Source organism: Streptomyces sp. NPDC001985, from assembly GCF_040296845.1.
Lineage (GTDB): Bacteria > Actinomycetota > Actinomycetes > Streptomycetales > Streptomycetaceae > Streptomyces.
The window spans coordinates 35890-50626 of the sequence record NZ_JBEOYB010000013.1 but is presented as its reverse complement, the minus strand read 5'-3'; the positions used below and the strand labels follow the sequence as shown (position 1 = coordinate 50626).

Annotated in this window: 14 protein-coding genes; 5 read left to right on the top strand and 9 right to left on the bottom strand. The window is 71.7% G+C overall.

Features of this window, described 5'->3' with window-relative positions; all coding sequences use genetic code 11:
• Positions 1-196: 196 nt before the first annotated feature.
• Entirely contained in the window at positions 197-1117 is a 921-nt protein-coding gene (gene mqnP / locus ABT122_RS08330; protein ID WP_351547275.1) for a menaquinone biosynthesis prenyltransferase MqnP, read from the bottom strand.
• Positions 1114-2565, bottom strand: a complete 1452-nt coding sequence (locus ABT122_RS08325; protein ID WP_351547272.1) for a menaquinone biosynthesis decarboxylase — start codon at positions 2563-2565, stop codon at positions 1114-1116. The genes mqnP and ABT122_RS08325 overlap by 4 nt, the downstream gene beginning before the upstream one ends.
• A gap of 89 nt (positions 2566-2654) precedes the next feature.
• On the opposite strand from ABT122_RS08325, the gene ABT122_RS08320 reads away from it, so the two are divergent.
• Entirely contained in the window at positions 2655-2996 is a 342-nt protein-coding gene (locus ABT122_RS08320; protein WP_351547269.1) for a PLD nuclease N-terminal domain-containing protein, read from the top strand.
• A 74-nt stretch (positions 2997-3070) separates the two neighbouring features.
• Here the strand turns inward: ABT122_RS08320 and ccsB are convergent, their stop codons facing one another.
• The 6 genes from ccsB to hemL form a co-directional block, all read right to left on the bottom strand.
• Positions 3071-4150, bottom strand: a complete 1080-nt coding sequence (gene ccsB / locus ABT122_RS08315) for a c-type cytochrome biogenesis protein CcsB (protein WP_351547266.1) — start codon at positions 4148-4150, stop codon at positions 3071-3073.
• Positions 4147-6018, bottom strand: a complete 1872-nt coding sequence (resB, locus tag ABT122_RS08310; RefSeq protein ID WP_351547263.1) for a cytochrome c biogenesis protein ResB — start codon at positions 6016-6018, stop codon at positions 4147-4149. The genes ccsB and resB overlap by 4 nt, the downstream gene beginning before the upstream one ends.
• A gap of 5 nt (positions 6019-6023) precedes the next feature.
• Positions 6024-6800: a cytochrome c biogenesis CcdA family protein gene (locus ABT122_RS08305; protein ID WP_451069089.1), complete on the bottom strand. Its 777-nt coding sequence runs from the start codon at positions 6798-6800 to the stop codon at positions 6024-6026.
• Positions 6801-6852: 52 nt separating this feature from the next.
• Positions 6853-7449, bottom strand: a complete 597-nt coding sequence (locus tag ABT122_RS08300) for a TlpA family protein disulfide reductase (protein ID WP_351547260.1) — start codon at positions 7447-7449, stop codon at positions 6853-6855.
• Between the two features lie 233 nt (positions 7450-7682).
• Complete coding sequence (locus ABT122_RS08295; protein ID WP_351547257.1) at positions 7683-8372, bottom strand: histidine phosphatase family protein; 690 nt, start codon at positions 8370-8372, stop codon at positions 7683-7685.
• Positions 8369-9676 (bottom strand): glutamate-1-semialdehyde 2,1-aminomutase, encoded by a 1308-nt coding sequence (gene hemL, locus ABT122_RS08290; protein ID WP_351547255.1) that lies wholly within the window; start codon positions 9674-9676, stop codon positions 8369-8371. The genes ABT122_RS08295 and hemL overlap by 4 nt, the downstream gene beginning before the upstream one ends.
• Before the next feature lie 273 nt (positions 9677-9949).
• Here hemL and ABT122_RS08285 point away from each other — a divergent pair, with 273 nt between their 5' ends.
• A complete protein-coding gene (locus ABT122_RS08285) occupies positions 9950-10507 on the top strand; it encodes a hypothetical protein (protein WP_351547252.1) in 558 nt (185 codons plus the stop codon).
• Positions 10508-10717: 210 nt separating this feature from the next.
• Entirely contained in the window at positions 10718-11461 is a 744-nt protein-coding gene (locus tag ABT122_RS08280) for a Mut7-C RNAse domain-containing protein (protein ID WP_351547250.1), read from the top strand.
• Positions 11462-11503: 42 nt separating this feature from the next.
• On the opposite strand, the gene ABT122_RS08275 is transcribed toward ABT122_RS08280, so the two are convergent.
• Entirely contained in the window at positions 11504-12085 is a 582-nt protein-coding gene (locus tag ABT122_RS08275; protein WP_351547247.1) for a TetR/AcrR family transcriptional regulator, read from the bottom strand.
• 150 nt (positions 12086-12235) lie between these two features.
• Between ABT122_RS08275 and ABT122_RS08270 the strand changes: the two genes are divergently transcribed.
• Both ABT122_RS08270 and ABT122_RS08265 read left to right on the top strand, forming a co-directional pair.
• Entirely contained in the window at positions 12236-13645 is a 1410-nt protein-coding gene (locus ABT122_RS08270) for an FAD-dependent monooxygenase (RefSeq protein ID WP_351547245.1), read from the top strand.
• A 259-nt stretch (positions 13646-13904) separates the two neighbouring features.
• Positions 13905-14666, top strand: a complete 762-nt coding sequence (locus tag ABT122_RS08265; protein ID WP_351547243.1) for an SDR family NAD(P)-dependent oxidoreductase — start codon at positions 13905-13907, stop codon at positions 14664-14666.
• Positions 14667-14737: the final 71 nt, after the last annotated feature.

The following is a 14737-nucleotide window of genomic DNA, read 5'->3' as shown; positions in this document are numbered from 1 at the left end:
AGCCTATCCGGCGGGCCCGAGGACCCGTGTGCCAGGCGCCGGGGCCCGCGACCGGGAGCGGGCGGCGGGCAGCGGGACCGGGAGCGGGCCGGAGCGGGCGGCGGGCGGCGGGAGCGTCCGAGCGGGCGGCGGGCGGCGGGACCGGGAGCGGGAGCGGGCCGGAGCGGGCGGCGGGAGCGTCCGAGCGGGCGGCGGGCTAGAGGGTGAGCCCGCGCACCAGCAGATCCAGCAGGGCGAACCCGAACAGGCTGATCCCGATGAAGCCGTTGACGGTGAAGAACGCCCGGTTCAGCCGGGACAGATCGTGCGGCTTCACCACCGTGTGCTCGTAGCAGAACGCCACCGCCACGATCAGGAGCCCCGCCCAGAGGAACACCCCGGCGTCCGTCGCCAGCGCGTACCAGACCAGCAGCGCGGCCGTCACGGCGTGCGCCGCCCGGGCCCCGTGCAGCGCGGCCGGGACACCGAAGCGGGCCGGCACCGAGCGCACGCCCTCGGCGCGGTCCGCCGAGACGTCCTGGGTGGCGAAGATCAGATCGAAGCCGCCGATCCAGACACCGACCGCGAGCCCGAGGATCACCGCGTCCCACGACCACTCCCCGGTGACCGCGAGCCAGGCGCCGATCGGACCCATGGCCTGCGCCAGGCCCAGGATGGCGTGCGGGTAGTCGGTGAACCTCTTCCCGTACGGATAGACCACCATCGGGACCACCGCGACGGGCGCCAGCATCAGACAGAGCGGGTTGAGCAGCGCGGCGGCCCCCAGGAAGACCACCAGCGCGATCAGGGCCCCGGTCCACGCGGACCGCACGCTCACCGCGCCCGTGACCAGCTCCCGGCCGGCGGTGCGCGGGTTCCGGGCGTCGATCTCGCGGTCGATGATCCGGTTGCAGGCCATCGCGAAGGTCCGCAGCCCGACCATCGCGAGGGTGACCAGCAGCAGCGTCCCCCACTGGATGGACCCGCCGTCCAGGAACATCGCGGTGAGGGCGGCGATATAGGCGAAGGGCAGCGCGAAGACCGAGTGCTCGATCATCACCAGCCGCAGAAAGCTCCTGGTGCGGCCGGGGCTGTCCGGGAGCGGGCTGTCCGGGAGCGCGTCGGCGGACGCGCTCACAGGCCGTACTCCTTCCAGCGGCGGTCCACCAGCGCCGCCGTGTCCGGGTCGGACTCCACCATGTCGGGCCAGCCGCCGTCGCGGACGTACCCCTCCTCGGGCCACTTCCTCGTCGCGTCGATGCCCGCCTTGCCGCCCCAGAACTGCTGGTAGGAGGCGTGGTCGAGATGGTCGACTGGGCCCTCGGCCACGGTGAGGTCGCGGGCGTAGTCGGTGTTGCCCAGGGCCCGCCAGGAGACCTCGTGGAGATCGTGGACATCGCAGTCGGCGTCGACGACCACGATCAGCTTGGTGAGCGACATCATGTGCGCGCCCCAGATCGCGGACATCACCTTCTGCGCGTGCTTGGGGTACTTCTTGTCGATCGAGACGATCGCGCAGTTGTGGAAGCCGCCCGACTCGGGCAGGTGGTAGTCGACGATGTCCGGCACGATGATCTTCAGCAGCGGCAGGAAGAAACGCTCCGTCGCGCGCCCCAGCGGCCCGTCCTCGGTCGGCGGGCGGCCCACCACGATCGACTGGAGCAGCGGGCGCCTGCGCATCGTGACGCAGTCGATGGTCAGCGCCGGGAACGGCTCCTGCGGGGTGTAGAAGCCGGTGTGGTCGCCGTACGGGCCCTCGGGGAGCATCTGCCCGGGCTCCAGCCACCCCTCCAGCACCACTTCCGCCTGCGCGGGGACCTGGAGCGGGACGGTCTTGCAGTCGACCATCTCGATCCGCTTGCCCTGGATGAAACCGGCGAAGAGGTACTCGTCGATGTCGCCGGGGAGCGGCGCGGTGGAGGCGTAGGTGACGGCCGGCGGACAGCCGAAGGCGATGGCGACCGGCAGCCGCTCGCCCCGGCGGGCGGCGACCTGGTAGTGGTTGCGGCTGTCCTTGTGGATCTGCCAGTGCATCCCGATGGTGCGCCGGTCGTGCCGCTGGAGCCGGTAGAGCCCCAGATTCCGTACGCCGGACTCCGGGTCCTTGGTGTGCGTCAGCCCGAGATTGAAGAAGGAGCCGCCGTCCTTCGGCCAGGTGAAGAGCGCGGGCAGCCGGTCGAGGTCGACGTCGTCGCCGCGCAGGACCACCTCCTGCACGGGGGCGTCCTTCACCTTCTTCGGCGGCACGTGCACCATCGAGCCGAGCTTGCCGAACGCCTCGCGCACCCCGACGAAGCCGTGCGGCAGCTCGGGCTTGAGCAGCCCGCCGATCTTGTCGCTGATGTCGCTGTACGAGGTGAGGCCGAGCGCCTTGAGCAGCCGGCGGTCGGTACCGAAGACATTCATCGCGAGCGGCATCGCGGAGCCGCGCACATTCTCGAAGAGAAGGGCCGGGCCGCCCGCCTTGTTCACCCGGTCGACGATCTCCCCGACTTCCAGATGGGGGTCCACCTCGGCCTTGATGCGCTTGAGGTCGCCCTCGCGTTCCAGGGCCCTGAGCAGGGTACGAAGATCGTCGTAAGCCATGCGCTCCAGTATCGGGTACCGGTTACCCTGGCCGCGTCACCGGGGCCCCGCACAAGCCCCCTCACCTCATTCCGGGAGACCGTAAGACCATGCTCAGGTATCTGCCCTTTCTGCTGGTCCTGGCGCTGTGGATCTACGCCTTCATCGACTGCCTGAACACTCCCGAGAAGGAGGTCAGGAATCTGCCGAAGGTGGCGTGGGTCATCATCGTGCTGCTCTTCGGGCAGGTCCTGCTGGGCCCGGTCGCCTGGTTCATCGCGGGGCGCCCGCGCAGGGCCCTGGGACACGGCGGGGCGCGGGGCGGCGGCTGGGTGGCGCCCGACGACAATCCGGAGTTCCTCAAGTCGCTGCGGGACGAGAAGTCCCCGGAGGACGACCAGAGGAACGACGGCAAGGACAAGGACAAGGACAAGAACGACGAGGGCGCGTGAGGTGAGACGCCGGTGCCCCGCCGGTCCGGGACATCCGGACCGGCGGGGCACCGGGGACGGGGCCGCCCACGCGGTCACGCGTAGGAGTGCAGACCGTCCACGAAGATGTTCACGCCGTAGTAGTTGAACAGCCAGCAGGCGAAGGCGATCAGCGCCAGCACCGCCGCCTTGCGGCCCTTCCACCCGGCGGTCGCGCGGGCGTGCAGATAGCAGGCGTACGCCACCCAGGTGATGAAGGACCAGACCTCCTTGGGGTCCCAGCCCCAGTACCGGCCCCAGGCGTCGCCCGCCCAGATCGCGCCCGCGATGATCGTGAACGTCCACAGCGGGAAGATCGCCGCGTTGACGCGGTACGCGAACTTGTCCAGGGAGGCCGCCGACGGCAGCCGGTCCAGGACCGAGGCGGTGAAGGCGCCGGGCTTGCCGCCGCGCGCCAGCTTCTTCTCGTAGGAGTCCCGGAAGAGGTACAGCACCGTGCCGACCGCGCCGAGGTAGAACACCGCGCCGCAGAAGATCGCGGTGGAGACATGAATCCAGAGCCAGTAGGAGTCCAGCGCCGGGACCAGCTGGTCGCTCGCGGTGTAGAGCCAGGTGGTGGCGATACCGAGGTCGATCAGTACGGTGCCGACCAGCGGCAGCCCCAGCCAGCGGACGTTCTTCCCCGCGGCCAGGAAGCCCAGGTACGCGCCGACCAGCACCGTGGAGAAGGTGATGGAGAACTCGTACATGTTGCCCCAGGGGGCCCGCTGCACCGACATCGCGCGGGTCGCGACACCCCCCGCCTGGATGGCGAACGCCAGCACGGTGAGCGCGATCGCGATCCGCCCGTACAGATCGCCCTTGAACGTGCCCCCGGCGGCGCCGGGCCCGTCCGGGACATCACGGGTGCCGGGCGCGGAGCGGGTGACGACCCTCGGCTTGTCGAGGACGGCCGTGCCGCCCTCCTTCCCGGCCTCCTTGCCGCGCACCTGGACGGCGGGGGCGGACGCCGGGGCGGTCAGCGCGGCGGCGGTACGGCCCACCTTGCTGCGGCTGCCGAAGACCCACTCGGCGATGTGCGCCAGGAACGCCAGGGTGTAGACGGCCATCGCGGAGTAGATCAGTGTGTTGCTGATCTGGGCGAGGTTCTCGTTGGTTGCGGCGGCGAGACTCACTTGTCAGCCCCTTCGGCAGAAACTTCCACGGCATCGCTTCGATCGTCGGAGTCGTTCGGTGGTACGGGCGCGGTCGGCGCCCGTTCGTGGAGGGCGGCGGCCAGTCCGGCCAGCTCCTCCGGCAGCTTCGGCGACTCGCTGCGGCCGAGGCCCGCCATCTCGACCACCGTCACCCCGTCGGCGCCGCGCACGGCCCGCACCCAGACCCGGCGGCGCTGGATGAAGAGCGAGCCGACCAGGCCCGCGATGGCGGCGACCGCGCCGCCCAGCGCCCAGCCGTTGCCGGGCGACTGGGAGATCTGGAAGCTCGCCCACTCCTTGACCTCCTTCTCGAAGGTGATGGAGCCGGCGCCGTCCGGGAGCTTCATGGTCTCGCCGGGCAGCAGCCGCTCGGCGAGCTTCTCGCCCTTCTCGTCCGTGAACTGCTTCATCTTGCTCGTGTCGAGCTGGTACACGTTCTGCGGCAGTCCGGAGTTGACCCGCAGATCGCCGATGAAGCCGGTCAGCGCGAGCACCGGATTGTCCAGGGCGGGGAAGGTGGAGAACATCGTGCCCGCGCCGTGGCCGGCGAAGGTGGGGACGAAGAAGGCGCTGAAGCCCAGCTGGGTCTTCTTGCCGTTCTTGTCGCGGTAGCCGTCCATCACCTTGATCGCACCGGTGGAGGTGACATTGGAGTCCGCCGGCAGCAGCGGGGTGGCGCCGCTGAAGACGACCTTGCCCCGGCCGTCCCGGACCGTGACCACCGGGGCGTACCCGTGGGCCAGCAGATAGACCTTGGTGCCGTCGACCACCAGCGGCCGGTTGACCTCGATCGTGGCCTTCTTGTCCTGGCCGCCCGGCTCGGACCAGGTGACCGCGGCCTCGTAGGTGCGGGGGGTGCCGCGCTGCGGCCCGGTCTTCTCGTACGTACCGGTGAACTCGTCCAGCATGAAGGAGAACGGCACCAGGTCGTCGATGTCGTGGAGCGAGCCGGACCGGAAGTCGTCGTAGTGCGTGAGGCTGTTGGAGAACCCGCCGCCCTCGACGATCAGCTTGCCGCCCTCGGACTTGAAGAGCTGGCCTGCGGCGAAGGCCACCAGCATCACGATCAGCGAGACATGGAAGACCAGGTTCCCGGCCTCCCGGAGGTACCCCTTCTCGGCGGCGACCGCGTTGCCGACCGTGTGCGCCCGGAACCGGCCGCGCCCCAGTATCCCGAGCGCCAGCTCACGCACCTGCTCGGGCTCGGCGTCGGTGCGCCAGGTGGTGTACGCGGGCATCCGGTCGAGCCGCCCCGGGGCGCCCGGCGGACGGCTGCGGAGCTGGCCCACGAACTGCCAGGTCCGCGGGACGATACAGCCGATGAGGGAGACGAACAGCAGGATGTAGATCGCCGAGAACCAGACCGAGCTGTAGACGTCGAAGAGCTGGAGCGCCTCGAAGACCGGGGTCAGGGTCTCGTTGTTCTCCTGCCAGGTCTGCACCTTGAGGTCGTCGACGCTGTTCTGCGGGATCAGCGAACCGGGGATCGAGGCGAGGGAGAGCAGCAGCAGCAGGATCAGCGCGACCCGCATGGAGGTGAGCTGCCGCCAGAACCAGCGCGCCCAGCCCACGAGACCGAGGGTGGGGCCGCCGGCCGGCTCCTCCTGGGAGGTCTCCTCCCGGGGGGCGGTGGAGAGCCGCGCCCCGGCGGCCGTCTCCCGGCTCCGCTCGGCCGCGCGCTCCTGCTCGCTCCCGGCCGTGGTCCCGTCCCCGGCCGTGGTCCCGTCCCCGGCCGTGGTCCCGTTCCCGGTCCCGCTGCCGGTCTCCGTTGTGCTGTCGCTCACGGCCCCGCTCTTGCCCTTGTCGCTGGTGCTGGTGCTGGTGCTCTCGGTCGTGCCCTTGCCCATGGGTGTCAGATCCCCACCGTGAAGCCGTTGGACCAGGTCTGCATCTGCGCCACCATCGAGTCCCAGACCCCGGTCAGCAGCAGCAGCCCGGTCACGATCATCATGATGCCGCCGATCCGCATCACCCAGACGTAGTGCCGCTTGACCCAGCCGAAGGCGCCCAGCGCCTTGCGGAAGGCCACGGCGGCGAGCACGAAGGGCACTCCGAGACCGAGGCAGTACGCGACGGTCAGTATGGCCCCCCGGCCCGCGCTGCCCTGCTCCATCGCCAGGATCTGCACGGCCGCGAGCGTCGGGCCGATACAGGGGGTCCAGCCGATGCCGAAGAGCGCGCCCAGCAGCGGCGCGCCGAGCAGCCCGGTCGCCGGCCTCTTCCGGAAGCGGAATTCACGCTGGGTCAGCCAGGGCATCGCCCCCATGAAGAACGCCCCGAGCAGCAGCATCAGCACGCCGAGGATCTTCGAGAGGGTCGCCTGGTGGTCCTGGAGGCTGAGGCCGAAGTGGCCGAAGAGCGCGCCGCCCGACACGAACACGGCGGTGAAGCCGAGCACGAAGAGCGAGGCGCCGGCCACCATCCGGCCGCGCCTGGCCTCCGCCAGATCGGTGCCGGAGACACCGGTGACATAGGAGAGATAGCCGGGGACCAGCGGCAGCACACAGGGGGAGAAGAAGGAGACGAGCCCGCCGAGGACGGCGATCGGCAGCGCCAGCGCCAGCGCCCCGCCAAGGACGGTCTCATTGACGCCCGCCGCCAGCACGGTCCAGTCGGAGCCGGTGGGCACGGGCGGACGCGACGCGGCGAACTCGGCCACGGTCTGTGCGGTGCTCACCGGATCACTTCTCCGCGATCAAGGGGTCGATCATCTTGCGGAGCTGCTTCTCGCTCAGTTCCGCGAGTGAACGGGCCGCGATCTTTCCGTCCCGGTCGAGGACGACCGTGGAGGGAATGGCCTGCGGCGCCAGGGTTCCCCGGGGGAAGCCATTGATGATCAACTTGCCCGCGGGGTCGTACAGACTGGGGTAGCTGACTTCGTATTCCTTCTCGAAGGCAACCGCCGAGCCTTTGTTGTGGTCTCTGGTGTTGATCCCGACGAACTCGACGCCCTTCGGCTTCAGCTCCTCGGACACCTTGTCGAAATGCTTTGCCTCGGCGCGGCACGGACCGCACCACGAACCCCAGACATTGATGACGACGATCTTGCCCTTGAGGTCGGCGACATCGAGCCGCTTTCCCTCCAGGGTCTCGCCGGCGATCGTGCCGGTGGCCTTGCGCTCACCCTTCGCGACGGTGGCGATGCCTCCGGTGTCCGTGACGAAGTTGATGTTGTTTCCGCCCTTGCCTGAGTCCTGGCCGCAGGCGGACAGGACGAGCCCGCCGGCCACGGTCACGGCGGTCAGCAGGGCAGCACGAGGTGCACGGCTCAGGCTCATGTGAAAAGTTTCGCATGACGGTTCCGGCGATCTTCCGCGCCCCCCTCGCTGCCCGTATGACCCCTCTTACGCCTGTTGTCAAGCCGCCTTAAGGAATCCGGCCGCACAACGGGCGGGAGGCGGGCCCCGAACATGCGGCAGGGGGCGCGGGACGCCCATTTCCCGGCGTCCCGCGGCCCCTTGTCACCACGCTGTCCGCGCGCTCTTCCCCGGCAATTCCCGCACCCGCCGGGTTATGCGCCGAACGCCTTCGATTTCCCCTTCACCGGCTTGGCGCCGGCCCGCAGATGCGGGGGTACGAGATCGAGCGCGGGCTCCGAGTACCCCACCGAGACGATGCGGTCGCCCTCGTAGGTGAACGAGGTCAGCGACGCCAGCGTGCACTGCCGGCGGCGCGGGTCGTGCCACAGCCGCCGCCGCTCGATGAAGCTGCGGACGATCCAGATCGGCAGCTGATGGCTGACCAGCACGGCCTCGTGCCCCCGGGCGGCGTCGCGCGCCGAGTTGAGCGCGCCCATCATCCGGACGACCTGGTCGATGTACGGCTCCCCCCAGGACGGGCGGAACGGATTGGTCAGATGCCGCCAGTTCCCCGGCCTGCGCAGGGCCCCGTCGCCGACGCCGAAGGTCTTGCCCTCGAAGACATTGCCCGCCTCGATCAGCCGGTCGTCGGTGCCGAGGCCGAGACCGTGGCCCTTGGCGACGGGGGCGGCGGTCTCCTGGGCGCGCTCCAGCGGGGAGGCGACGACCTGGACGATGTCCCGGTCCGAGAAGTGCTCGGCGACCCGGTCGGCCATCTCCCGGCCGAGCCCGGAGAGGTGGTAGCCCGCCCGTCGCCCGTAGAGCACACCGTCGGGGTTGTGGACCTCGCCGTGGCGCACCAGGTGGACCACGGTCCTGGTGGTGTCGGCGCTCGTGCTCATGCCGTGGCCTCCGCGGCGGCGCGGGCGGCCGAGGGCAGCGCGGCGGCGATCCGCTCCACCGCCCGGGAGTCGTGCGCGGTGGAGACGAACCAGGACTCGAAGGCGGACGGCGGGAGATAGACGCCCTGCGCCAGCATCGAGTGGAAGAAGGCGTTGAAGCGGTACGCCTCCTGGCGCCGCGCCCCCTCGTAGTCGGTGACGGCGTCCGGGGTGAAGAAGACCGAGAACATCGTGCTCGCCGTCTGGAGCCGGTGTGCCACGCCCTGCTGGGTGAGGGCGGCGGTGACCAGGCCCTGGATCTCGGTGGAGACCGCGTCGAGCCGCCGGTACGCGGCGTCGTCCAGCAGCCGCAGCTGAGCGAGACCGGCGGCGGTGGCGACCGGGTTCCCGGAGAGGGTGCCCGCCTGGTAGACGGGCCCGGCCGGGGCGAGCCGCTCCATCACGTCCCGGCGTCCGCCGAACGCGGCGGCCGGGAAGCCGCCGCCCATGACCTTGCCGAAGGTCATCAGATCGGGCTCGACGCCGTCGACACCGAACCAGCCCGCCCGGCTGGTGCGGAAGCCGGTCATCACCTCGTCGGAGATGTAGAGCGCGCCGTGCTCGCGGCAGAGGTCCTTCAGCCCCTGGTTGAAACCGGGCAGCGGAGGGACCACGCCCATGTTGCCGGGCGAGGCCTCGGTGATCACACAGGCGATCTCGCCCGGGTGGGCGGCGAAGGCGGCGCGCACGGCTTCGAGGTCGTTGTAGGGCAGCACGACCGTCTCACCCGCCTGGGCGCCGGTGACCCCGGGGGTGTCGGGCAGCCCGAACGTCGCCACACCGGAGCCGGCGGCGGCGAGCAGGGCGTCCACATGGCCGTGGTAGCAGCCGGCGAACTTCACGACCTTGGCCCGGCCGGTGAAGCCCCGGGCGAGCCGGATCGCCGACATCGTCGCCTCGGTGCCGCTGGAGACCAGCCGCACCTGCTCGACGGGGGCGACCCGGGCCACGATCTCCTCGGCGAGGGCGACCTCGCCCTCACCGGGCGTACCGAAGGAGGTGCCGCGTGCGACGGCGGCGTGCACGGCCTCCAGAACAGCCGGGTGGGAGTGGCCGAGAATCATCGGTCCCCACGAGCAGACGAGGTCGACGTATTCGCGTCCGTCCGCGTCGGTGAGGTACGGGCCGGTGCCGGACACCATGAACCGGGGCGTGCCGCCCACGGCCCTGAAGGCCCGCACGGGTGAGTTGACGCCGCCGGGCGTCACTGCGGACGCACGGTCGAAGAGCGCCTGCGAAACTGGGGCTTCGTATGAATACGCCACTTTGGTCCTGATCTGCGATTCGGGGTTCGGGCGGCCGGGGCGGATGATCTCGGCCACGGGTGAGCGGGGAGCGTGATCTCCTCGTATTACGGAACGGCGTCACCCTCCCCGCATCTGCGAAACTGGGTCGACACAGGGAAGGCTCACGCAATCCATGGTGTCAGAGGCCACGGTGTTCCTCGCGGACAGGTGTTTCACCAGGCGTTCGCGGGGGAGGTCACTGTCACGATGATCGGGTTGCGCGGCGGGGGCCGCGAGTGGTCGGGTGGAGATATGTATCGCGGTGGCGGACTGGGCGAGGGCACCGACGACCTGGGTCCTGAGCCTGCCCGTCGGGGCAGGCACCGACGGGGCGACGCGGACGCGGAGGCCATGGGAGGCAGGAACGCCCGCATGGGGGTGACCTACAAGTATTTCGGGGCGCCCAATGGGGCCACGGCGGCGCGGGTCCCGATCTCGATGCGCCCGGAGGAGCTGGGCGGGGACGAGCTGGGCATGGGCGGCCTCTTCACGAAGATCAAGCCGGAGACCATAGCCGCGATGGTGCTGATGGGCATCCAGGGCCTGCCCCTCAACAAGGTGCCGCCCCTGGAGCTGGTGGTGCTGCATCCGGACTACGCGGTGGTGCGGCTGCCGATGACGGTGGTGGACCCGCTGCGGGACATCGGCGAGGAGTCGGTGGGGGCCGCGGCCTTCATCTGGTCGACGGTGCCGGACCGGGGCGGGCCGAGGGACGCGTACAACGTCTACCAGCTGCTCCACGAGTGGCAGGACTTCAGCCTCCGGCTGCACGAGGCGGGGCACCAGCCCTACTGCCTGGTCTGGCCCTAGGGAGGTTGCCGCATCCGCGGGGGTTCGGGGGCCGGCCCCCGGCCGAGGCCCGCACCGTGCGGGTCTCCTGGGGCACGGGGTCCGTCCTCAATCGCCGGACGGGCTGGGTCGCCGGGGGCACCCGTGGCACAGGGTCCGTCCTCGAACGCCGGACGGGCCGGGTCTCCCAGCCCCGCCGGGAGGCACCCGCCCCGGTGGGATGCTGGCACCGTGAACGGACCGGAAATCCACCTCCTCATCGCCCCCGAGCTCCACCTCTTCATCCCCGCCGAACACCGCCACCACCCCCAGACCCCCACCTCCCTCCTCACCGACGGCACCTCCACCCTCGGCCACACCATCGAATCCCTCGGCATCCCCCTCACCGAGGCGGGCCGACTCCTCGTCGACGGCGAGGAGGTGACGGTCGCCCACATCCCCCGCGCGGGCGAGACCGTCGGCATCCACCCCGTCCAGCGCCCCCAGCACATCCCCGGCGCACCCCTCCGCTTCCTCCTCGACGTCCACCTCGGCACCCTGGCCCGGCGCCTGCGCCTGCTGGGCGTGGACGCGGCCTACGAGAGCGAGGACATCGGCGACCCGGCGCTGGCGGCGCTCTCCGCACGCGAACGGCGGGTCCTGCTCTCACGGGACCGGGGCCTCCTGCGGCGCCGGGAGATCTGGGCCGGGGCGTACGTCTACAGCGACCGCCCCGACGACCAACTGCGCGACGTACTGGGACGTTTCGCGCCCCCGCTCACCCCCTGGACCCGCTGCACCGCCTGCAACGGCCCGCTGCGCGAGGCCGGCAAGGACGCCGTGCGGGCCCAGTTGCGGCAGGGCACCCAGCGGACCTACGACGTGTTCGCCCAGTGCGCGGAGTGCGAGCGCGTCTACTGGCGGGGCGCCCACCACGCCCGGCTGGAGGCGATCGTCGCCGAGGCGGTGAGGGAGTTCGGCGGCACGGCGGCGTGACACCGGGGCCCGGGCGGGACCGGGCCAGAGGCCACTCCCCGGTCACTCCCCCTCGGGCGCGTCCCCCGTCAGATACCGCTGGACCGTGGGGGCCAGCCACCCGACCAGCTCCTCCCGCGCCATCCCCACAGCGGGCGCCAGCCGCAGCACGTACCGGCTGAAGGCCAGCCCGATCAACTGCGAGGAGACCAGCGCGGCCCGCCCCGCCGCCTCCTCCGGGCGCGGGGAGACCCGCAGGGCGAACGGCCTGAGCTGCTCGTCGAACATCCGCCGCGCCCGCTCGGCGGCGACCTCGTGGGTGGCGCTGGCCCGCAGCAGCGCGGGCAGACCGTCCTCCGCCTCCCACCGGCCGAGGAAGTGCCGGACCAGCGCCGCGCCCATGCCCTCCGCCGGCACCCCGTCCAGAGCGGAGAGCCGGAGGTCGAAGTCGGAGGCGGCGGCGAAGAGCCCCTCCTTGTTGCCGTAGTAGCGCATCACCATCGACGGGTCGATCCCGGCGTCACGGGCGATGGCGCGAATGGTCGCCCGCTCGTACCCGTCGGCCGCGAAGCGCTCCCGGGCGGCGCCCAGGATCGCGGCTCTGGTGGCATCGGACCGGCGCGGCGCGGCGGGCTCTTTCGTCATACCAACAACTGTAGGCCAACGGATGTTGACGGAGCCTCAACGGAAATCTACGGTTGCCCACAAGCGTTGGCCCACACCCGTTGGCCCAGACGCCGGCGCAGGGCGCCGGCGCGCAGGCGTCCGCACCCCCAGGGCACCCAGGAGACAGCCGTGCAGACCACCACCACCGAACACACCGAGACCCTCGTCGTCGGCGCCGGGCCCACCGGATTACTGCTCGCCGGGGATCTCGCGGCCCAGGGCATCGACGTCACCGTGATCGAACGCCGCCCCCGCGCCGCGAGCACCCTCACCCGGGCCTTCGCCGTCCACGCCCGCACCCTGGAACTGCTCGACACCCGGGACCTCGCCGAGGAACTCCTCACCCGGGGCAAACGCATCGACCGCCTCCGCTTCTTCGGCGGCCTCGGCTTCGACCTGGCCGGACTGCCGACCCGCTTCCCCTTCGTCCTCATCACCCCGCAGTACGAAGTGGAACGGCTCCTCGAACAGCGCGCCCGCGCCGCCGGCGCCACCTTCCGGTACGGAACGGAACTGACCGGCCTCACCCAGAGCCCGGACGAGGTCACCGCCCACATCCGGGAAGGCGACCGGACCGGCACGATCCGCGCCCGCTACGCCGTCGGCGCCGACGGCGTGCGCAGCACGGTCCGCACCGCCCTCGGCACCCCCTTCCCCGGCAAGGCCGTGATCCGCTCCATGACCCTCGCGGACGTCCGGCTCACCACACCCCCCGACGACCTGATCAGAGCCGACGGCACCGGGGACGCCATCGCCTTCATCGTCCCCTTCGGCGACGGCTGGTACCGCGTCATGGGCTGGGACCCCCGCCACCAGGCCGCCGACAGCGCCCCCGTCGACCTGGAGGAACTGCGCCGCGTCACCCGTCTCGCCCTCGGCTCGGACCACGGAATGCACGACGCCCGCTGGATCTCCCGCTTCCACTGCGACGAACGCCAGGTCCCCCGCTACCGCAGCGGCCGGGTCTTCCTCGCGGGCGACGCAGCCCATGTCCACTCCCCCGCCGGCGGCCAGGGCATGAACACCGGCCTCCAGGACGCGGCCAACCTCTCCTGGAAACTCGCCGCCGTCCTCGGGGACCGCACCCCGCGCCCCGAGGCCCTCCTCGACAGCTACCACGCCGAGCGCCACCCCGTCGGCGCGATGGTGCTCCGCTCCAGCGGCGGAATACTCCGGCTGGCCATGGCCCACACCCGGCGCCGGCGCGCACTGCGCACCCTCGCCGGACTCGCCCTCACCGCGGTCCCGGCCGCCCGGAACCGCGCCGTCGGACAGGTCTCCGGTATCGGGATCGCCTACCGCCGGCCCCTCGGCGCCCACCGGCTCACCGGCAGGCGCGCCCCCGATCTGCGGCTCGCGGAGGGCCGGCTCCACGCGCTGCTGCGCGCGGGCGCCCCTGTGCTGGTGGCCCCCGAGGGCGCGGCCCCCGCCTCGGCACCCGCCCCCGCCGGCACGGTCAGGGCGCACTGGGCCTCCGGCCGGCGCGGCGCGCTGCTGGTCCGCCCCGACGGCTACATCGCATGGGCGGAGGGCCTCTGAGGGGGGACCGCGCGGCGGCCGTGGCGGGGGTTCGCGTGCCGGCGTACTCGCGTACTCGCGGGCTCGGCCGCCCTGTCCGTGGTCACCCCGGGGACCGCTGACCCGCGCGCCGACCGCCCGGGGACCGCTGACCCGCGCGCCCGGCCCCCGGCCCGGCTTCCAGCCCCGCTTCCGGCCGGGCTTCCGGACCGGCCCACCCCGGAGCCCCCGACCCGCCTATCCTGACCGCGTCGTCGATCTCACGTGCGAGGAGCAGTCCATGACCAGCGGTACCCCCGTCGCCGTCGTCACCGGAGCCAGCAGCGGCATCGGAGCCGCCACCGCACGCCAGTTGGCCGAAGCCGGGTACCACGTGATCCTCACCGCCCGCCGCAAGGACCGGATCGACGCGCTCGCCGCCGAACTGACCGCCGCGGGCCACCGGGCCGACGCCCACCCCCTCGATGTGACCGACCGGGACGCGGTCGACGCCTTCGCCGCCGGTCTCGACCGCTGCGACGTCCTCGTCAACAACGCCGGCGGCGCCCTCGGCGCCGATCCGGTCGCCACCGGCGACCCCGAGGACTGGCGCCGGATGTTCGAGGTCAACGTCATCGGCACCCTCCACACCACCCAGGCCCTGCTCCCCGCCCTCACCGGGAGCGGCGACGGCACCGTGGTCGTCATCACCTCCACGGCGGGTCACGCCACCTATGAGGGCGGCGCCGGCTATGTCGCCGCCAAGCACGGCTCCCACGTCCTCGCCGAGACCCTCCGCCTGGAGATCGTCGGCACCCCGGTCCGGGTGATCGAGATCGCCCCCGGCATGGTGAAGACCGAGGAGTTCGCCACCACCCGCTTCCACGGCGACACCGAGAAGGCGGCCAAGGTCTACGCGGGCGTCGCCGAACCCCTGACCGCCGACGACGTCGCCTCCACCATCACCTGGGCCGTCACCCGCCCACCCCACGTCAACGTCGACCTGCTCCTCCTCCGCCCCCGCGCCCAGGCCTCCAACACCAAGGTCCACCGCACTCCCTGACCCCGGCCGGCGCACGGCCATCACGCAGCCGGGTCACCACCCCAGGTGACCCGGCTGAGGCATGCCTGCGC

Coding starts and splice junctions, on each gene's coding strand:
- ABT122_RS08325 (WP_351547272.1), bottom strand. CDS start 2,565: ATGGCTTACGACGATCTTCGTACCCTGCTCAGGGCCCTGGAACGCGAG.
- ABT122_RS08320 (WP_351547269.1), top strand. CDS start 2,655: ATGCTCAGGTATCTGCCCTTTCTGCTGGTCCTGGCGCTGTGGATCTAC.
- resB (WP_351547263.1), bottom strand. CDS start 6,018: ATGGGCAAGGGCACGACCGAGAGCACCAGCACCAGCACCAGCGACAAG.
- ABT122_RS08300 (WP_351547260.1), bottom strand. CDS start 7,449: ATGAGCCTGAGCCGTGCACCTCGTGCTGCCCTGCTGACCGCCGTGACC.
- ABT122_RS08295 (WP_351547257.1), bottom strand. CDS start 8,372: ATGAGCACGAGCGCCGACACCACCAGGACCGTGGTCCACCTGGTGCGC.
- ABT122_RS08285 (WP_351547252.1), top strand. CDS start 9,950: ATGTATCGCGGTGGCGGACTGGGCGAGGGCACCGACGACCTGGGTCCT.
- ABT122_RS08275 (WP_351547247.1), bottom strand. CDS start 12,085: ATGACGAAAGAGCCCGCCGCGCCGCGCCGGTCCGATGCCACCAGAGCC.
- ABT122_RS08265 (WP_351547243.1), top strand. CDS start 13,905: ATGACCAGCGGTACCCCCGTCGCCGTCGTCACCGGAGCCAGCAGCGGC.